This window comes from Haloferax sp. ATB1, from assembly GCF_000730175.1.
On the sequence record NZ_JPES01000010.1, the window covers coordinates 35,102 to 54,086 of the forward strand.

The 18,985-nt window shown below is 62.1% G+C and carries 12 protein-coding genes, 1 pseudogene and 1 CRISPR repeat array (1 of these 14 only partly in view); of the genes and pseudogenes, 8 read left to right on the forward strand and 5 right to left on the reverse strand.

Features of this window, described 5'->3' with window-relative positions; genetic code table 11:
- Nucleotides 1-460: a CRISPR direct-repeat array (repeat unit 30 nt; unit sequence CTTCCAGCCGGACCGTAGACGGGTTGAAGC); it begins 2,721 nt to the left of the window's first position.
- 159 nt (nucleotides 461-619) lie between these two features.
- A pseudogene (locus ATB1_RS01675) lies at nucleotides 620-1,868 on the forward strand (Cdc6/Cdc18 family protein).
- Nucleotides 1,869-2,648: 780 nt separating this feature from the next.
- Here the strand turns inward: ATB1_RS01675 and ATB1_RS01685 are convergent.
- The 5 genes from ATB1_RS01685 to ATB1_RS01705 all read right to left on the reverse strand — a co-directional run bounded on the left by ATB1_RS01685 (nucleotide 2,649) and on the right by ATB1_RS01705 (nucleotide 11,607).
- On the reverse strand, nucleotides 2,649-3,905 hold the full coding sequence (locus ATB1_RS01685; RefSeq protein ID WP_042661976.1) for a hypothetical protein: 1,257 nt from the start codon (nucleotides 3,903-3,905) through the stop codon (nucleotides 2,649-2,651).
- Nucleotides 3,906-4,226: 321 nt separating this feature from the next.
- Complete coding sequence (locus ATB1_RS01690) at nucleotides 4,227-8,390, reverse strand: conjugal transfer protein (RefSeq protein WP_042661977.1); 4,164 nt, start codon at nucleotides 8,388-8,390, stop codon at nucleotides 4,227-4,229.
- Nucleotides 8,391-9,083: 693 nt separating this feature from the next.
- Entirely contained in the window at nucleotides 9,084-9,188 is a 105-nt protein-coding gene (locus tag ATB1_RS24260; protein ID WP_128081364.1) for an antitoxin VapB family protein, read from the reverse strand.
- A gap of 97 nt (nucleotides 9,189-9,285) precedes the next feature.
- The gene (locus ATB1_RS01700; protein WP_042661979.1) at nucleotides 9,286-10,344 is read right to left on the reverse strand and encodes a glycosyltransferase family 4 protein; all 1,059 of its coding nucleotides are present in this window, start codon (nucleotides 10,342-10,344) and stop codon (nucleotides 9,286-9,288) included.
- Nucleotides 10,345-10,527: 183 nt separating this feature from the next.
- Complete coding sequence (locus tag ATB1_RS01705) at nucleotides 10,528-11,607, reverse strand: DUF354 domain-containing protein (RefSeq protein WP_042661980.1); 1,080 nt, start codon at nucleotides 11,605-11,607, stop codon at nucleotides 10,528-10,530.
- A gap of 347 nt (nucleotides 11,608-11,954) precedes the next feature.
- On the opposite strand from ATB1_RS01705, the gene ATB1_RS01710 reads away from it, so the two are divergent.
- The 7 genes from ATB1_RS01710 (at nucleotide 11,955) to ATB1_RS01740 (ending at nucleotide 18,967) form a co-directional block, all read left to right on the forward strand.
- Complete coding sequence (locus ATB1_RS01710) at nucleotides 11,955-12,542, forward strand: metal-dependent hydrolase (protein ID WP_042661981.1); 588 nt, start codon at nucleotides 11,955-11,957, stop codon at nucleotides 12,540-12,542.
- A 182-nt stretch (nucleotides 12,543-12,724) separates the two neighbouring features.
- Nucleotides 12,725-13,300, forward strand: coding sequence for an acyltransferase (locus tag ATB1_RS01715; RefSeq protein ID WP_042661982.1), 576 nt, complete (start codon nucleotides 12,725-12,727; stop codon nucleotides 13,298-13,300).
- Nucleotides 13,297-14,400: a DegT/DnrJ/EryC1/StrS aminotransferase family protein gene (locus ATB1_RS01720; RefSeq protein WP_042661983.1), complete on the forward strand. Its 1,104-nt coding sequence runs from the start codon at nucleotides 13,297-13,299 to the stop codon at nucleotides 14,398-14,400. Before ATB1_RS01715 ends, ATB1_RS01720 begins: the two co-directional genes overlap by 4 nt.
- On the forward strand, nucleotides 14,397-15,455 hold the full coding sequence (locus ATB1_RS01725; protein ID WP_241767997.1) for a Gfo/Idh/MocA family protein: 1,059 nt from the start codon (nucleotides 14,397-14,399) through the stop codon (nucleotides 15,453-15,455). The genes ATB1_RS01720 and ATB1_RS01725 overlap by 4 nt, the downstream gene beginning before the upstream one ends.
- Nucleotides 15,452-16,894, forward strand: coding sequence for a nucleotide sugar dehydrogenase (locus ATB1_RS01730; protein WP_042661985.1), 1,443 nt, complete (start codon nucleotides 15,452-15,454; stop codon nucleotides 16,892-16,894). Before ATB1_RS01725 ends, ATB1_RS01730 begins: the two co-directional genes overlap by 4 nt.
- Nucleotides 16,891-17,976 (forward strand): non-hydrolyzing UDP-N-acetylglucosamine 2-epimerase, encoded by a 1,086-nt coding sequence (gene wecB, locus ATB1_RS01735; protein ID WP_042661986.1) that lies wholly within the window; start codon nucleotides 16,891-16,893, stop codon nucleotides 17,974-17,976. Before ATB1_RS01730 ends, wecB begins: the two co-directional genes overlap by 4 nt.
- Nucleotides 17,969-18,967: a polysaccharide deacetylase family protein gene (locus ATB1_RS01740; RefSeq protein WP_198526020.1), complete on the forward strand. Its 999-nt coding sequence runs from the start codon at nucleotides 17,969-17,971 to the stop codon at nucleotides 18,965-18,967. The genes wecB and ATB1_RS01740 overlap by 8 nt, the downstream gene beginning before the upstream one ends.
- Nucleotides 18,968-18,985: the final 18 nt, after the last annotated feature.

The following is an 18,985-nucleotide window of genomic DNA, read 5'->3' on the forward strand; positions in this document are numbered from 1 at the left end:
TGCCGCATTTGTCAAGCGGATTGTATTAATCACCACTTCCAGCCGGACCGTAGACGGGTTGAAGCGACCCCGACGATGACTGACGGTCGACAACCTGCTCCTTCCAGCCGGACCGTAGACGGGTTGAAGCTGCCTACGTCGGAGGCGGCGACGTGGGCGAGGTCGTCCTTCCAGCCGGACCGTAGACGGGTTGAAGCATTCGAACAGATCTCACAACGGGCTGGTTCATAGAGGCTTCCAGCCGGACCGTAGACGGGTTGAAGCCCGCACGAGATTCGGGTGGTCAAGGTCACGCACGAGCTTCCAGCCGGACCGTAGACGGGTTGAAGCAAATGAACGACACCGACGACAAGCGACACAACGTGCTTCCAGCCGGACCGTAGACGGGTTGAAGCCGGACGTGTGAAGCCTGTGGCGACGTTTATGCGGCCTTCCAGCCGGACCGTAGACAGGTTGAAGCTCAGACACACCTGCTATCAGACTAAGAACGTCGGAAACGTGGTTTTTGGTCATTTCTCAGACTGGTCGGCCAATAGGGCGACTACAGCCCTTGTACTGCTGGTTAAACGTTGGAAATGAGGGTTTGTCATTATTACCTCCCCGTGAGGACGTGACAGACATGGACGACGAGAGTGGGGACGCCGCCGCAGAGATTTTCGGCAAGCCGGACCCAATATTCGAGCAGAAATCCCTCGTCGACGTCGACCACGTCCCACAACCCAAACGTATCGTCGGTCGCGACGACGAGATTCGCGCGCTCTCGATGCAACTCCGGTCAGCTATCGACGGCGGGTCACCAGAGAACGTGGTCATCTACGGCGAGACTGGGACGGGCAAGAGCCTCGTCGCGAAGCACGTCTCGAAGGTGGCCGAGAGCATGGCCGAAGACGGCCGGATCGGAACGGCGTATATCGACTGTAGCGACGACGACACAGAGACGCAGGCAGTGTCCCACATCGCACGGAAGCTGAACGACGAGAACCAAACCGGTGTCTCAGTCCCGGAGATGGGGCTATCGAAAAGTGTCTACTACACGCGGCTCTACTCTATTCTCGACGAACTCTACGATGTCGCACTCATCATTCTCGACGAGGCAGATATGCAAGCGGACGACGGCCTGCTGATGTCGCTGTCGAGGTCACGTGAGACGGGGAAAACGGACTGTCGCGTCGGTGTCATCGCCATTTCCAACAAGGTTCGGTGGGCGGAGAACCTCAACGACCGCGTGAAGTCATCACTTCAGCCCAGAGAGCTCAATTTCCATTCCTACGATGCGAACCAGCTTCGGTCGATTCTCGAACACCGGCGTGATGCGTTCCGGGGCGGTGTCCTCGAGGACGGCGTGATACAGTTGAGCGCCGCTCTTGCCACGCAGGACCACGGTGACGCCCGGCAGGCTATCGACATCCTCCGGAATGCGGGGGATGCTTGCCCAGCAACAAGATAGTGAGACAGTCACCGAGAAACACGTTCGCGGAGCTCGGCGGGAGGCCGAAAAAGACCGGTTCCACGACCTTATCGGTGGGTTGACGATCCAGAAGAAAACCACACTTGCGGCTGTCACGACGCTTCACAAGCAGACTGGGCGCGACGAGTTCCCAACCGGCGAGATCTATACGGCCTACACCAACCTGTGTCAGGTGATCGGCGTCGAACCACGGACCGAACGTCGAGTTCGGGACTTTGTCCGCAACTTGGCATTCCTCGACGTACTCGACGCGCGAAAAGAGAACCAAGGGCGTGCAGGTGGGATCACCATTTATGCCGGCCTACAGCCCGCCCACGACCTCGAGATTGTCCACGAAATCGCGATGACAGACGACCGGTTTGCTGACGTCGACGACTCCGAGACAACCGTCTCGAAATAGCACCCCACCCACCCCTCATTTCCGACGTTGCTCCGCATAAGCCCACCCCAAGGTGGTTTCCGCTCTTATTCTAGGAGCAAACATTATTACATATGCGCCAAGTATCGCTCAGTAGCCGCTTTTTAGTTTTGAGCTGGGTGGTACTATAGTCCCGCCCAGCAGTGAGTTTAATTCACTCTCTCACGAGAACGTCGGAAACGTGGGGTGGGGGTGTTGGTGTGTTGACGTGCAATCACATTCATGTTCTCCTCCGAAGGTGTGTAGACCTGCCCCGGTTAGGTCCGAAGAAGCCGATGACTGAACACGTCGGTCGACTCAACAGGAACGCTGTGACTACGGTCGGTCGCGAGTGAAACAGTCTGTGAAAGTCGGTCGATTAACTCGTTGCGTACGGATTCCCGACTGACCGTCGTCTCATGCCACCCCAGACGCTCGTCATAATGACGTTTGTAGAACGTCTCTGCAACGTCATCAGCTGCGATGAACTGCGTTCGTTTTGTTCCCCACACGTTCGATGAGACGTACTCCGCACCGATATCCTCGTGAGTGAGTTCTACGAGGACACACTCGACGAACGCGACAATCGAAGTGTGGTGGCGGTTGTTTGGGACAGTCAGTTGGAGGTTTGACCACGGGGACTTGGGTTGATTCGGATTGCTCAGCGGTCTCTCGTTGCTACGTGCATGTTGCTGTTGCTCAGAACGCATAGGATATCTTTAGGGCACACAAGTTGCCCCGTCACCCCTGACGGGGCTACAAAACAGAAACGGCTATCAGATGCTACTCGGAGTTCCCACTGAACAAGCGTCTTGTGCGGTTGAGTAGCGACGTGTTGTCTGAGTTGTCTTCGGTGCCACCGGTTCGTTGTCCTTGTTCACGATTATCCTCACCACTACCTGCCGAAGGCTCGACACTGAGGTCCTCAATCTGCCTTTCGAGTTCTGCGATACGCTCGTCTTTCTGTTCAATAGTCGCCTCGAGTTCGTTCACACGAGTAGACAACAACTGGTTCTTCTCAAGGAGATAGGTATTCTGACGGTCCGGCTCATCAGTATCCACGTCAGTAGTCTCAGGCCCCGTTTCTAGCTTCGATTGCGTCGATTCGTTTCTTGGACTGGGGTCGTAATACTCCGACGTCGCCTCGATCGCCCGCTCAATTGTCTTCTCACCGTATGTCGACCCGTCGGCGTAATGTACCTCGTCCCATTTCGCTCGCAGCAGTCCCGATTGTCGGAATAACGTGTCCATCTGTGTAGTGTCTCCACCGGTCCAGAAGGCCAGCAAACAACACAGCGCCATGTCTGCTTCTGAGTTGCTGTCGTAGTCGGCGGTGTTCCCGTTCCACAGGCGTTCGAATTTTGGGCCGTTCGAGGCGTTTTTCGCTTTCTTCAGTAACTCGTCGTCTTCGAGGCTGGCAGTGGGTGTGGTTTTGGCGCCGTTCCTGACGATCGTGTGTTCGTCACGTTCGGGGTCTTTGTTCTCTGAGTGTAGTTGGACGTATTCACGATGAATCGCTTCGAGTGCGTCCTGTCGTCTCTTGACTTGTCCGGGCGTGTCGTCGATGCGGTCGCCGGTGACGGTGAAGAACCGAGCAGTGTCGTAGAGTTCGATCTGGCCACGTCGGTTCCGGCCCTCGGGGAAGTCTCCTTTGATGAGCACGTGATAGCCCGTTCCCGAGGGTGAGACCTCTGTGTAGGAGTCGAGTCGGTCGATGATATCCTGTGCGTCGTCGTCGACGTCGCCCGTCTCTGCGTCTCGGCAATCGTCCAAGTCAACGCCGACGATTGGGTCTTCTTCAGTGAACACGAAGCCGACCCCATCTGCCCGATTCGCTTCGACAAACGAGCGTGCTGTTTCGAAATCTGACCATGTCTCTGGGTCCGTTGACGACGCGAATGACCCCTCACCAGGGACCACCGGAATCTTCGTTTGCTTCCCGTCTCGTTTCTCGCTTCGCCAGCAGACCCACTGGTCACGTTCGACGAGTTCTGTTGGGAGCGTTTCTTGTATCAAGAATTTGGTAGCTTTCTTCGTCATTGGTTTACTTCCTTGGTGGCCGCGCCCCTTTTGGCGCCAGAAAAAATCTCCCGAGCGACTGCTCGCCCGTTTCCAACGGCATACCCCCCATCTATACTAGTTGGGTTTTGCTTGGAACACCCCCATTTCAGGCCCCGAAATCGATGGACGTGGCCGTGTTCCACCCATTTTGTCGGCACAGCGCGTGTTCCACCCAAATTCGAAATGGGTGGAACACCGTGTCCTCTTGCGTTTTTGGTAATCATGGTCTTCCCAAGAATTTGGGTGGAACACCCCGTTTTTAGTGGGTGATACCCACCCAGGTTCACTCCATCTAGTGGCTCAGTCTTCACCATCATTATTCTGACACGTGTCGGTGCCGAACCCGACGAAAACGCGAACAAGCTCACCGTTGATTCGGCGTCGGTCAGTAGTGAATTCGAGGTGATTTCCGAGTTTCCGTGAGAACCAGCTTGGGCTCAATGGATCCCGCCCGTGGTCCTCTGCCCACGCTTCGTAGAGTGACCGAACTTTCCCCTTCGGGAGTACCGCATCTTCATCTGGAATTAGGTATTCATCAACGAAGGATTCGAACGTCACATCACGCTCTTGCTCGGAAGTTGAATCATCGGAGTTCTTTATCGCGTCTTGTCCGTTATCTTTGGAATGTCCAGATTGGTTGTCCCTGTTAACCAACGTGGAAAGTGGCTCTAATTCGCCGCCATGGAATACAACCGGTTCCATGGCCTCGCGAAGAATCACGATGCTGTACATTCCGCGGTGATACGCGGGGTCTGGGAGTTCATTATCAGGGATGAACGGCTCTTTGATCTTCACCCACTCAGCCTCGAACGCGTCCTTAGACTCGTAGACGTGTGTTTCTCCACGGCCATACACGAGGTACTTGTCGACAGCGGGGTCGTAGCTGTACGTTGCTGGCACGCGTTCCTTCGTAACCGAAGGCCACTCGGAGACCCGAAGATACTCTGTGCCAGATCCATCACGGAGAACAATCGACTCATCCTCCCATGCCCACACAGTACGTTTCGAGTCGTCACCACCGTTCACAGGCCGAACTGCGGTAACACCGCCTTGTTCGGTTGCACCACCATTGAACGTAAGCGGCGAATCGTGAGTATAGTACCACTTCTCACCGCTTGCGAGTTCACGGACGGGTGGCGAGAGGATGTTGTCAACACGTTCTGCCCAGTACGTCTCTGTGTCTCCCGGTCGGACTACGAACAGCGGGAGTGTACCCTCTTCTTGCGCTTTCCGGAGGTTCGTGAGGACCTTGATTGGGTTATCTGGTGTCGTCGTCTCGACTTCGATGGCGAAGGTCTCCTCTAACTCGGGATGAGTCGCTCTTGCATCAGGCATCTCGCTTCCATCCTGCGACAATATCGAGACCGTGAACCCGAGTTTGGAGAGTTCTTCTTCGAGCTCCAAGAGTGCTGCATCGTGGTCGCCTCCACCAGCGGATCGGACGTCACCCGTGTCTGGTCTTGAAATGTCTTCACCTGCATCACTCAGTCGAATGATCACTTCGTCAGCGTCGATATCGACGGTCGTTTCGAGTAACCTCGAACGCTGTCGAATACTCGCTAGCTCGTCGTACGATGGTGCGTCGACCTCGACCTCGGCGAAAAGGCGTCGAAGTTCGTCGTCAACTGCTTCGACTGCAACCCACCCGTTCTCTTCGCAGGCATCGTTTTGGAGTTGAATACTCCGAACAACCTTCGCAAGAACAACGTCTAATTCAACATCGGTGACAGTGAGAATTTCTTGGAGTTCCTCGGGAGTCTGTGTACTCGGGGCAGATTCGTTGGAGACGCCAAATTTGCTCTCAGCGCGTTCATGCATCGCTGATAGCGTCTCTTTGAATTGCTGTTCTTCTCGTTCAGTGAATGGGTAGTCGCTTTCTGGATGCCCTGCTGGAATCGGGAGCGGCTTGATGCTGAACGGATACGGTCCCGTCTCACCGAATTTAGGGCTCGGAAGATTCGCAATCCACTCGCCACGAGGGAGCGACCGAATGCGATTGGAGAACTCGTCAGGGTCCAGCCCTTCGTGTGCCATCGCTCGGGCGAGTTCTCGGTCAACGTTGATTTGGCCGACAAGTGAGCTTCCGATGTTGTTCAGGGCGTTCAGGTAGACCTTCCGCCCACCTTCTGCTTCCATCTGTTCGGGGAACTGCATCGATAATCCCACCGAGAGTCGGAAGCTTCGGCCCTTCTCCAAGAGGCCGTTCATTATGTTGGAAACGACGACCGAGGAAGCCTCGTCGACGAGGAGGTTCACCACATAATCGTCGGGATACTCGCTGACCTCGCGTTTCCGCTCTTTGAGTGCATCATCGAGATTCGAGAGAATCAGACCGGTCATGAGACGCGACGCATCATCCCGGAGGTCACCAAGGTCGAACAGAATTATCTTATTCTCGTCGAGGACGTCGCGGAAGTCGAAGCGATTCTCCGTGGTGTTGAATACCTGAGCGAGATACGGCCGGTCGGAGATGTAGTTGAGTCTGTGACCAACACCATCCATGACGGCTGAAAACGACTTTGGGTCTTTCTGGAGTTGTCGTCGGAGCGTGCGGGCCACATTTTCCTCGCTCGATTTAGGAAGATCGTCGAAATTCGGGTTCGGTGGACCTGCCTGTAGCACTTGATCGACCGTGTGTTCCAGCTGCCGATGTGCAAAGTAATCAGCCGATTCTCGATACAACCCGTTCTCCCGGCCGTGTTCTTCATCGAACAGCGCCTTGATGAGCGTCCGAATCAACGTGGGAGAGACGACCGCCCTCTCGTAACGTTCTCTCCCCATAACGAGTTTTAGAATTTCTTCGTAGTGCTCTGCTTTCCGCTGCACAGCATCTTCACGACGTCTTCCATTTTCGAGTGCAGGGCCAAGGTCGAAAAATGAGAATCCAGGAAGCACGTCCGGCATCGGGAAGTGGATCACGTTCTCTTCGAGGTCAGTAATTCCGAATCGCCGAGCGTGTGCTCGCATATAATTCTCGGCCATTCCGTCGCCTTTCGGTTCGACGACGATGACTGGCCCTTCTGTATTCTCGTGGAGCGAGAGGATCTCGTTGATGAACGCCTTCGATTTCCCTGCACCAGTCGTCCCGAATCGACCGTAATGAGTTGTCAACAGTTTCGGTGGAATGCACGTCGAGACGTCTTCCGGCTCACCGTTCTCATCTAGCGCATACCCAATTGCCATCCCGTTTCGGAACTCCTGCATGAGGTCCTGATGAGGTCGTGGGAGTGGGTTACGACTCTGTTGTTCAGCACGTGTTCCACGAGCACCTTCGACGCTGAGTTGGTCGCCTGAGGGGACGAGCAGGAAGTTCGCTAACTCGTCTGCGTTCAATATGAGGTCTGGTCGTGTCTTTCCACGGCCGGTAAGCAGCTCTCGGTCTATAAGATTCAGAAGGTGCTTTCGAGCGTTCTTTTGCTTCGATTTCTGACGCCACCCCTGTTCAGTGATCCGCTGCCCACTGAGGCCATAGAATGGTCCATCCAGTGGGTCGAACACTGGAAGGATTGACCCAATTTTAGAGGTCACATCATCCGATCCAACATCGGTTGGTGGAACAGCTACCAACCGAAGGTTGACTGAATAGGTCTGCTTCGGGCGCTTCGCAGTAATTCGGTCAATACGATCCTGGACGCTGTCCGGAAGGTTCTGTTCTCGACGACGATGACGTCTGTCTTCGTAATCCTCAACTTCGAAAATCGGGCCGATGTACCGCTGCCCAAATGTATCTCGTCCATCTTTGAGATCTTCGACACGTAGTTCGGCGTCTGCTTTCCATTCAGGTCGACGTTCGAAGACAACCTGAAATGCGATTGGGTGGTCGAAGTCACTCAAGTGGTCGATAAGTATCGCTAACGGTGTAATCGTGATTTCAGCACCTGCGTCCTCGCCCGCAGTTGCCTTCGTGAACGGAACGAGCGTCGTCATCCAATCCCGCTTCCTCTCGGCAGTTCCACGCCACTGGACGCCGACTGGCTGGAGTTGTTCTATCGATGGGCGGGCACGAATTGGTTCTGAGTCAGGTTCGGGGTCGTGTACATCGTATTCTGCCGAGTCACTATCTTCATCACGTTCGTCAAACTCGTCCCATAGATTTCCAGCTTCACGTGCTTCCTCGAATTCTTCACGAGTATACTCCCTCTCGGAAATAAGTTTCTGTGCAGGGTCCAGTTCCGTACGCTCGATATCGAATGTTGACGGATAGATTGAGAGAAGCCGTGACTCAAGCGTGTCGAGATGCTTGGTTGCTCCGTAGTAGAACTCGACCGGTCTATCCGTACCCTCACGTATCGCAAGGAATTCAAAGCGTGGTGGCTCAGAGGATTTGAGTGGGTTCAACCTACCAAGCAACCCGGTCTCGGAGGTCGTCGATAGTTTGTGTAGACTGCTGAGGACCTCGATAATACCGTTGGTTCCGAGTTCTTCGGACGTCGGTGTAATGCGAAGATACTCACGCTTCCTCATGAGTCACCTCCTGAGAAGTTTGTCTGCGCTGCAAATGACCTCATCTTGTGCTGCAGCAGGTTGTGCGAGCAAAACTAAGTTCAAGATGGCGGCCGTCGCGATGATGCGGTGAGCCGAACCAAATCGAGTCGATTCTTGAGTTGAACTGGAGACTGTATTGGGAGCGTTGTCGTTTGATTTGAACATATACGTCGAATATTACGGGCCTGTCCCAAGGTCCGATTCTCAACAATATCAAATCTAGTCGGGGATTAAATTCTGTTGATTGTGTAATTGTATGTGAAACACTAATATCTAGATTTTTTCTAGATAGAAATATAAAAACGCAGGACATGTATCCCGGAACCACGGGGGCAACCCAGCTCTGATTCAGCCTCCATTCGACATAGATAAATTAGACGGGGTTCATGCGTGATCGGTCATCGGATAGTTTCCCTCGTTATGATACTTGAACTCATACTCCCCTTCTTCACGAGTTCACTGTGACGACCACAGTGTCTCTATGCGTTGCTCTATTGCCGTGAGGGCGGTGGAGTATACTTCGAGTGAATGCTTCGTGGAGCGCGACGGTCGGCGCGAAGTAGGTTGCTGGCTCGTCTCCAAGAACGTCGCAATCTCCGGTTCGCCCTCTCTCGCGCGCGTCGTCGACCGCGTCGCGAAGCCCGCGCTCCGTCCACGAACCGAAGCCCTTCATCACGTCTTTGTCTCCCCGGTCATCCGGAGGAGGACGTCGGTGAAGCTCTCGTCGCCCCGCTTCAGCTCTCGGAGTCGCTCGGACGCCTCCTCGGTCAGTGAAATCGTCTTCGTCCTATAGTGTACACGTACAAAGAGTCACCGGCGGGGTTCGTCGGCGGCGGAACGCCCGCGAAAAAGACAGAAGCCGGAGGTCTCGGCGCTACGCCGCCTCGGCGTACATCGCCACCAACTCCTCGGCGTTCGACTGCCACGAGTAGCGCTCTTCGATGGCCGCCCGATTCGTCCGACCCATGCGGACGGCCTCCTCGGGATTGGAGACGAGTCGCGCGAGCGCCCGCGACAACTCCTCGGCGTCGCCGGGTGCGACGAGAATCCCGTGGTCGTCGGTGATAACCTCGGGGATGCTGCCGACGGGAGTGGTCACGATGGCGTTGCCGCCGGCCATGCCTTCGAGCATGGCAATTGGGAGCCCCTCCGCGTACGTCGGAAGGACGAACACGGTCCCGCGGCCGATGAGGTTGCGCTTGTCTTCCTCGGAGAGGAAGCCGAGGTACGAGACGTTGTCGTGGGCGGCGGCGACCGCCTCGGCGCGGTCGGCGTGGGGGCCGCGGCCGCCGATGCTCACCTCGAAGTCGAGGCCGGGCGTGGATTCGAGTATCTCGACGGCGTCGAGGAACTCGCGGATTCCCTTGCGGTCGATGAGGTTCGAGACGAAGACGAGGTGGACGGGGTCGGTCGGGTACGTCGGGTCGTACTCCGCGGGTTCGACGGCGTTGGCCATGACGTGGACTTTCTCCTCGCCGGCGAGTCGGGAGACGAGGCCGCGCCAGTACTCCGAGAGGACGACCACGTCGTCGACGGCGTCGAAGACGAGCGACTGGAGTCGGCGGACTGCCCGCGAGTCGGTGGCGAGGAAGTCGTCGAACGACGAGCCGTGGATATGGAAGACGACGGGGACGCCCCAGACGTACTTCGAAAACAGGGCGAAGAACGCCGCGCGGTAGAACGAGTAGGTGTGCGACGAGTGGACATGGACGATGTCTGGGCGTCGCTGGAAGGGGAACAGGGCGACGGCGACGAGCGACGAGAGGAGCATCCGCGCGGCGAGTTCGAGCCCCTCGCCTTTCGGCGCGGTGTAGCGCGTGTAGACGCGCACGTCCATCCGGTCTTCGAGGTAGCGACGCTGTTCGGTGATGTATCGGTCGATGCCGCCGGTCCCTTTCGGGCCGACGATGAGGAGTGTTTGTTTGGGCTTCATGGGTTGGTTTTCGGGTCGTGGTCGGGGAATCGCGGGCCGGGGAATCGCGGCTTCCGAGTCGCGGGACGCGTCGAGGCGGGCGCGAGCGCGCGCCGGTCGATACGCGAAAATTGGGCGGTTCGGCGGTTAGTTATGGGTCGATTGACCGTCTTCGGGGGAGAGGGGAGTGCCGAGCGGCATCGACTACGCCGGCACGGTGTGTCGCGTCAGCGAGTCGACCCTCTCGACGGAGCCGTAGTTCAGCGCCACCTGGACGATGACGTCGGTGAGGTTGACTTTGTCCGCGAGGAACGCGTCGCGCTTGTCGGCCCAGCGGGCCTTCGCGCCGTCGTCGGCGAGGAGTTCCTCGGCGCGGGCCATCACGTCGTCGAACGACTTGAGGTTGGAGATGAGCCCCTGCCGTTCGAGTTCGACGAAGTTGCCCATGTCGTCGTCGCCGACGAAGGAGTTCGACCGGATGGCGGGCGTCCCGAGGAGCGCCGCCTCGGTGACCATGGTCTGGGTGTCGGCGACGAGCAGGCTCGCCTCGGCGAGCACGTCGTGGACGAGCGCGGGGTGGAAGTCGAACGGGCGGGTATCGAGGTCGCCGTCGCGGCGTTCTTCGCTCTCGTCGAGGACGAAGACGGTCGCGCGCTCGCCCAGCATCTCGATGAGTTCGCGGCGTCGCTCGGGGGTGAAGCCGCCGTGGCCAACGTCGTGGTGCGAGCCGAACGCGTTGAATCGGACGACGACGAACTTCTCGTCGGGGTCGAGGCCGAGTTCGGCCCGGATGTCCACCGAGGGCTCGTACACGTCGGGGTGGAGATAGGCCGTCTCTTTGAACCCGCGGAACTGGTAGTGGTTGTCCGCGAGGTCCTTCCCGAAGGTGTGGGGCGTCAGAATCGCCTTGGCGAACGGTCGGGAGACGACGTGGTCCAGCGAGGTCGGCTCGGAGTCGAGGAGGAGGACCACGGGCGTCCGCGAGACGGCCCCGGCGTGGGCCGCGTAGCCGCCCATCCCGAAGATGAGGTCCGGCTTGAACCGCCGCACGGCCCGGAAGATGTTGACGTAGTGGAACGGGAGCGATTTGAAAAGCGAGTACTTCGTCGTCCCGCAGGAGCCGTAAATCTCGTGGGGGAGGTCGTAGTATTCGAGGAGGTCCTTGGTACAGCCGTAGTCGCGGCCGAGGACGAGCACGTCGTGACCCATCGCCTGAAGCTCTCTGACGGCGTACTTGTAGAGGTGGACGTGCGCGGGCGTGTTGGTGAAGAACAGGTATCGCATACTCTCTGGACATTCCACGCGCCCTGCAGGAGTAGTTATACGGCGTCTACCCGCCGCATTCGGGGGAATCGCCGCCCGTTTCCGGCCGCGAAAATCGCTCTGGAGCCGTTACGGTCGCCATAACAAAACCCGGACGAACACTCGGGTTCCCTGACCGGGCGCTCGCGCGCCGTTATCGCCTACATCCGCACTCGACGCGGAACATCCGCACCCGACGCGGGCGGAACTCTCGCACCTCCACGACCGACCGCGACGCGCCCCACAACCCAGATGTTTCAGACACGTATCCCCACCACGCCGCGACGAGAAACTGACGACACGGACGCGACCGCCCGGAGCGACCGCTGATGTTCCCGTGGGAACACGCCGCCGTCGGCTACATCATCGTCTCGCTGTGGGCTCGGGCGACCGGCCGGAAGCTCGACGGCTGGGCCGCGCTGGCGGTGCTCGTCGGAACGCAGTTCCCCGACCTCGTCGACAAGCCGCTGGCGTGGTCGTTCGGCGTTCTCCCGAGCGGCATCTCCGCGGCCCACTCGATTCTCGTCTCGGTTCCGGTTTCGATACTCGTCGTGGCCGTCGCGCGGCGCTACCGGGCGGCGACGGTCGGCGTCGCCTTCGCCCTCGGCTACCTCTCGCACATCCCCGCGGACCTGCTGTACAACGGCTTTTTCTTCGGGAACTACGACGTGATTCGGGCGTTCCTCTGGCCGCTGTCCCACGGGAGCGAGTCGTCGATGGGCGGCTTCTTCGCCCAGACGTGGTTCTACCTGCGCCGCTTCGTCGTCTTCCTCGCACGGCCCGAGGCGTGGGTGTTGGTCGCGTTCGAACTCGCGTTGCTCGGCAGCGCCGTCTGGCTCTGGCTCGGCGACGGCGCGCCCGGCGTTGGGCTTCTCAAGCGCTCGGTGACCGGAATCCGTCGCGACGTTACGAAGTGACTGCGGCCGGATTTCGGGCGGCAATCACTCCATAACAAAGCCCTCACCGAGACTGAATTTCGCTAAGGCAGGCAGACTCCCCGCCGACATGATATGAGATTCCAGATTTTCCAGTCGATTCGGTCGTCCGCCGAGTCGACACAGACGGCCGACGGAGCGCGACCGACGCGAGGTGGACGCCGATGAGCGCCGAGGTGGGCGTCGAATCCCACGTCGACGACGGCGTCACCATCGGCTACGGCGACGGCGACGACCCGGTCATCGGCGACCGGGCGCGAATCCGCGCCGGCACCATCGTCTACGACGACGTGACCATCGGCGACGACTTCGTCACCGGCCACAACGTCCTCGTCCGCGAGCACACGACCATCGGCGACGGGGTCCTCCTCGGGACCGAGACGGTCGTCGACGGCACCACGACCATCGGGTCGCGCGTGAGCATCCAGACGAACGTCTACATCCCCACCAACACCCGCATCGGCGACGACGTGTTCGTCGGGCCGGGCGTGGTGATGACGAACGACCCCTATCCGGTCCGCACCGACGCGGAACTCGTGGGACCGATAATCGAGAACCACGCCTCCATCGGCGCGAACGCGACGCTCCTCCCCGGCGTGACCGTCGGCGAGGGCGCGTTCGTCGCCGCCGGCGCGCTCGTCGTGAACGACGTGCCGCCGCGCACCCTCGCCGTGGGCGTCCCCGCCGTCCACCGCGACCTTCCGGAGCAACTGCGGGGAGAAAACAGGATCCGACGATGAGTTCAGACCACATCTCAATCGCCGCGCCCCAACTCGGCGCGGCCGAACGGGACCGAATCGCCGCCGTCCTCGAAAGCGGCATGATAGCCGACGGCCCCGAGGTTCGGGGCTTCGAGCGGGAGTTCGCCGACTACTGCGGGGCCGACCACGGCGTCGCCACCTCGAACGGGACGACGGCGCTCCACGCCGCGCTTCACGCCCTCGGTATCGGTCCCGGCGACCGCGTCCTGACGACGCCCTTCACGTTCATCGCGACGGCCAACGCCGTCGCCTTCGCGGGCGCGGAGGTGGACTTCGTCGACATCGACCCGCGGACGTACAACATCGACCCCGACGCGCTCGAAGCGCGACTGCGGGCCGGCGAGCGGGTGGACGCGGTCATCGCGGTCCACCTCTACGGTCTCCCGGCGGACATGACGCGCCTCGCGGAACTCGCCGAGGAGTACGACTTCCTGCTCGTCGAGGACGCCGCGCAGGCCCACGGCGCGGAAGTCGAGGGACGGCGCGTCGGCTCCCTCGGCGACGCCGCGTGCTTCTCGTTCTACCCGACGAAGAACATGACCACGAGCGAGGGCGGGATGATTACCACCAACCACGCGGACGTCGCAGAGCGCGCCGCCCGGTTCGTTGACCACGGCCGCGTCTCCGGCTACGAACACGCCGAGGTCGGCCACAACTTCCGCATGACGAGCATCGCCGCGGCCATCGGTCGGGTCCAGCTCGAACGCCTCCCCGAGTTCACTCGCGCGAGGCAGGCGAACGCCGCCGCGCTCACGGAGTACCTCGAAGACTCGCCGGTCACGACGCCCCACACGCCGCCGGACCGGACTCACGTCTTCCACCAGTACACCGTCGCCTGCGACGGCGTCGAGCGCGACGCCCTCAAATCGTACCTCGACGCGAAGGGCATCGCCACGGGCGTCTACTACCCGAAGCCCGTCCACAAGCAACCCGCGTACGAACACCTCGCGGTATCGGCCCCCATCGCAGAGGACGCCGCGACGAGGGTGCTTTCTCTCCCGGTCCACCCCGGGCTCAGCGAGGCCGACGTGGAGCGCGTCGGGACCGCGGTCGCCAACTACGCGGAGGTGGCGAGGTGAGCCGAGAAAACGCCAGATTGCGAACCGACGGCGGCCGAGAGCGCCCGGTCCGCGCGGGCGTCGTCGGCGTCGGGTCGATGGGGACCAACCACGCGCGGGTCTACGCGGAGCTTCGCGGCGTCGAACTGGTCGGCGTCGCCGACGCGGACGCGGAGCGCGCCGCCGAGGTCGCCGCCGACTTCGGCACCGACGCGTACGGAGTCGAGGAACTCCTCGACCGCGTGGACGTGGTGACGGTCGCGGTGCCGACGCCCTATCACGAATCGGTCGCCCGGCAGTGCATCGACGCCGGCGTCCACGCGCTCGTCGAGAAACCCTTCGTCGACGACCTCGACGCGGGCGCGGAGCTGGCCGCGCTCGCCGAGGACCGCGGCGTCGTGCTCCAAGTGGGCCACATCGAGCGGTTCAACCCGGCCGTCCGCGCCCTCCCCGACCTCCTCGACGGCGTCGAGCCCATCGCCATCACCGCGAATCGACTCGGCCCGCCGCTGAACCGCGAGATGGGCGACGGCGTCGTCATGGACCTCATGATTCACGACATCGACGTGGTGCTCTCGCTCGTCGACGCCGACGTCGACCGCGTGGCCGCGACCGCCACGCCAGACGAGCAGTACGCGACGGCGCAGGTGACCTTCGAGAACGGCGTCATCGCCTCGCTCACGGCGAGTCGGCTCACCCAGCAGAAGACGCGGACCCTCGACATCACCGCGCGCGACCGACTCATCCGGGTCGACTACCTGAACCAGTCGGTCCAGATTTTCCGCCAGTCGCGGCCGGACTACCTCCGAGACAACGGCGGCGTCCGCTACCGCCACGAGGTGGTCATGGAACAGCCGATGATCTCCACCGGCGAGCCGCTGAAACGCGAGTTACAGGCGTTCGTGGACGCCGCGACCGACGGCGGCCCGGTCCTCGTCTCGCCGGCCGACGGCCTGCGCGCCATCGAACTCGCCCGGCGCATCGAGGCCGACGCCGAGGTGACGGCTCGGGGCGTCGAGGGCGCGGAAAGCTCGGAAACCGCGGAGACCACGGAAGCCACGGAGGGGCGGCAATGAGCCGCGAGCACCCCGGACTGTACGGCACCGACCGTTCACTCGACGAACAGACGCGAGCCCTGCGCGCCGGCGAGGTCCCCGTCGCGGTGTACGGCCTCGGAAAGATGGGTCTCCCGCTGGCGGCCGTCTACGCCCGCGCGACGGGCAACGTCACCGGCGTCGACATCAGCGAGGACGTGGTCCGCGGCGTCAACGACGGCGAGTGCCACGTGGCGAAGGAACCGGGACTCCCCGAATTGGTCGCCGAGCAGGCCGACCGCGGCGCGCTTCGGGCGACCACCGACGGCGTCGCGGCGGCCGAGAGAGCTGCGGTGCACGTCGTCATCGTCCCGACGCCGCTGACCGACGACCGCGAACCCGACCTCGCGGCGTTCGAGGCCGTCCTCGACAGCATCGCGCGGGGACTCGCGCCCGGCGACCTCGTCGTCGTCGAGTGTACCGTCCCGCCGGGGACGAGCAGCGACCTCGTGGTCCCCTACCTCGCGGACCGAAGCGGCCTCTCGGCCGGCGAGTTCGGCGTGGCGTTCTGCCCCGAGCGGACCTCGTCGGGCCGGGCGCTCCGCGACATCACCGAGTCGCACCCGAAAATCGTCGGCGGCGTCGACGCCGAGAGCACCCGCGTCGCGGCGCTCGTCTACGGCGAGATTACCTCGAACGAGGTGATTCCCGTGCGCGACGCGACAACCGCGGAGGCCGTGAAACTGTTCGAGGGCGTCTACCGCGACGTGAACATCGCGCTCGCCAACGAACTCGCGCGGCTCCACGACGACCTCGGCATCGACGTGACCGAGGCCATCGACGCGGCCAACACCCAGCCGTACTGCGACATCCACGCGCCCGGGCCGGGCGTCGGCGGCCACTGCATCCCGTGGTACCCGTACTTCATCACGAGCCGAGTGGCGGCCGAGACGCCCCTGCTCCTGACCGCCCGCGAGGTCAACGACAGCATGCCGGCGTTCACCGCCGACAAACTCCGCGACGAGTTGGCCGCGGCGGGCCGAGAGATTCGGGGCGCGACCGTCGCCGTCCTCGGCGTCACCTACCGCCCCGGCGTCGCCGAGACGCGCACGACCCCCGCCGCGGGCGTCATCGACCGACTGAACGAACTCGGCGCGACCGTCCTCGCGGTCGACCCGATGCTCTCCGACGAGGTCGTCGCGTCCTTCGGCGCGACCCCCGTCTCGCTCGCCGACCTGCCAACCCGCGCTATCGACGCGGCCGTGGTCGTCACGCCGCACGAGGAGTTCGACGGCATCGACTGGGCCGCCTTCGACGACCTCGTCGTCGTCGACGGCCGCGGCACCCTCGGCGACATCGGCCACCGCGTGTACGAAATCGGCGGCGGACCGCGGGGCGAGTCGTCAGCCGACGCTGATTCCGAGGCCGAGGCCGAAGTCGCGGTGGGGACCGACGCGCCGCACGGAGGTTCGGGCCGATGAACCGCCTCAAAGTGCTCTCGGTCGTCGGCGCGCGCCCGCAGTTCATCAAGGCGTTCCCCGTCTCCGACGCGCTCAGACGCGACCACGACGAGGTGCTCGTCCACACCGGCCAACACTACGACGAGTCGATGTCGGGCGTGTTCTTCGACGAACTCGACATCCCGGAGCCGGACTACAACCTCGGAGTCGGCTCGGGCGGTCACGCCGCCCAGACCGCCGAGATGATGACCCGTCTCGACGCCGTCGTCGCTGACGAGGAGCCCGACGTGGTGCTCGTCTACGGCGACACCAACTCGACGCTCGCGGCGGCGCTCGTGGCCGCGAAGCGCGAGCCCGCGCTGGCGCACGTCGAGGCCGGCCTGCGGAGCCACAACTGGGAGATGCCCGAGGAGGTCAACCGCGTGCTCACGGACCACTGCTCGGACCTGCTGTTCGCCCCCTCCGAGTCGGCCGCCGAGACGCTGGCGGCCGAGGGCATCCGCGACGGCGTCTCCGTGACCGGCGACGTGCAGTACGACGCCGTCCTCCGGGTCCGCGAGGCCGCCCGCGAGCGGTCGACGATACTCGACGGACTCGACCTCCGAGACGGCGAGTACGTCCTCGCGACGGTCCACCGCGCCGCCAACACCGACGACCGCGACCGCCTCGAAGGCATCGTGGAGGGGCTGGCGTCGTCGGAACTCCCGGTCGTCTTCCCAGTCCACCCGCGGACCGAGGGGGCGCTCGAAGCCAGCGGCCTCTGGTCGCGGCTCGCCGACGCCGAGAACGTCGTCCTCGTGGAACCGGTCGGCTACCTCGACTTCGTCCGCCTGCTCGACGGCGCGGAGCGCGTCGCCACCGACTCCGGCGGCGTTCAGAAGGAGGCGTTCTACCTCGACACCAGGTGTCTCACGCTCCGCGACGAGACCGAGTGGACCGAGACCGTCGACGCCGGCTGGAACGCCCTCGTCGGCGCGGACGCGACCGCGATTCGGGCGGCGCTGGCCGACGAGAGCCCGCTCCCGGAGAAGCCCTCGCTGTACGGCGACGGGAGCGCCGCCGAGCGAATCGTCGCCGCGCTCTCGGAGTACGAAGATGCGTGAGAAGAAGGGAGACGCAGATGCGCGAGGTGACCCCCGCGTGACCCGCACGGAACCGAGCGAGTCCGGGCCGGGCTTCGCGGTCTGTCTGACCCACGACGTGGACCGCCCGTACAAGACGTATCAGGGGCTGTACTACGCGGCGAAGTCGAATCCGGGCTATCACCTCCGGACGCTCCTCCGCCGGGAGAACCCCTACTGGCAGTTCGAGGAGGTCATGGCGCTCGAACGCGACCTCGGCGTCCGCTCGTCGTTCTACTTCCTCAACGAGCCGAGCCTCCTCGAAACGGGGTCGCTGTCGGACTGGCTCGAACCGAAGAACTGGGTCGAACACCTCGGCCGGTACGACCTCGACTCGGCGTCGGTCGCCACCGCCGTCCGCGACCTCGACGAGGGCGGCTGGGAGGTCGGCATCCACGGCTCGTTCCGGTCGTGCGACGACTTCGACCGCCTCCGGACCGAGAAGCGCGAACTCGAAGCGGTGCTCGGCCACGAGGTCGTCGGCGGCCGCCAGCACCACCTCAAACTCGGGCCGAACACGTGGCGCTACCACCGCGAACTCGGCCTGAAGTACGACGCCAGCCCCGGGTCGAGTTCGGAAAACGGCTTCCAGCACGGCTACCGGCCGTTCAGACCCTTCGACGACGACTTCGTCGTCTTCCCGCTGACGCTGATGGAGGTGTCGCTTCCCGACCCCGGGTCGGCGTTCGACGAGGCGTGGGCCGAGTGCGAGCGCCTCTTGGACGAGGCCGAGGCGAACGACGCCGTGATGACCGTGCTGTGGCACCCGCGGTACTTCAACGAAGACGAGTTCCCCGGCTACCGCCGGCTCTACCGCCGCATCGTCGAGCGGGCGCTCGACCGCGGCGCGTGGGTCGGCCCCGTCGCCGACTACTACCGCGAGTTCCTCGCCGAGCGCGACCCGGATGGCGACTCGGAGAGGGCGACCGACAGCGCGACCGCCACCGGCGCGAATCACTCGATCTCTCCGTAGAATTCGGCGGCGTCGGTC

What these genes read in the sequence shown, in the direction of transcription:
- ATB1_RS01700 (WP_042661979.1), bottom strand. Translation starts at nt 10,344, where the DNA reads ATGAAGCCCAAACAAACACTCCTCATCGTCGGCCCGAAAGGGACCGGC.
- ATB1_RS01710 (WP_042661981.1), top strand. Translation starts at nt 11,955, where the DNA reads ATGTTCCCGTGGGAACACGCCGCCGTCGGCTACATCATCGTCTCGCTG.
- ATB1_RS01720 (WP_042661983.1), top strand. Translation starts at nt 13,297, where the DNA reads ATGAGTTCAGACCACATCTCAATCGCCGCGCCCCAACTCGGCGCGGCC.
- wecB (WP_042661986.1), top strand. Translation starts at nt 16,891, where the DNA reads ATGAACCGCCTCAAAGTGCTCTCGGTCGTCGGCGCGCGCCCGCAGTTC.
- ATB1_RS01705 (WP_042661980.1), bottom strand. Translation starts at nt 11,607, where the DNA reads ATGCGATACCTGTTCTTCACCAACACGCCCGCGCACGTCCACCTCTAC.
- ATB1_RS01685 (WP_042661976.1), bottom strand. Translation starts at nt 3,905, where the DNA reads ATGACGAAGAAAGCTACCAAATTCTTGATACAAGAAACGCTCCCAACA.
- ATB1_RS01740 (WP_198526020.1), top strand. Translation starts at nt 17,969, where the DNA reads ATGCGTGAGAAGAAGGGAGACGCAGATGCGCGAGGTGACCCCCGCGTG.
- ATB1_RS01715 (WP_042661982.1), top strand. Translation starts at nt 12,725, where the DNA reads ATGAGCGCCGAGGTGGGCGTCGAATCCCACGTCGACGACGGCGTCACC.
- ATB1_RS01730 (WP_042661985.1), top strand. Translation starts at nt 15,452, where the DNA reads ATGAGCCGCGAGCACCCCGGACTGTACGGCACCGACCGTTCACTCGAC.
- ATB1_RS01690 (WP_042661977.1), bottom strand. Translation starts at nt 8,390, where the DNA reads ATGAGGAAGCGTGAGTATCTTCGCATTACACCGACGTCCGAAGAACTC.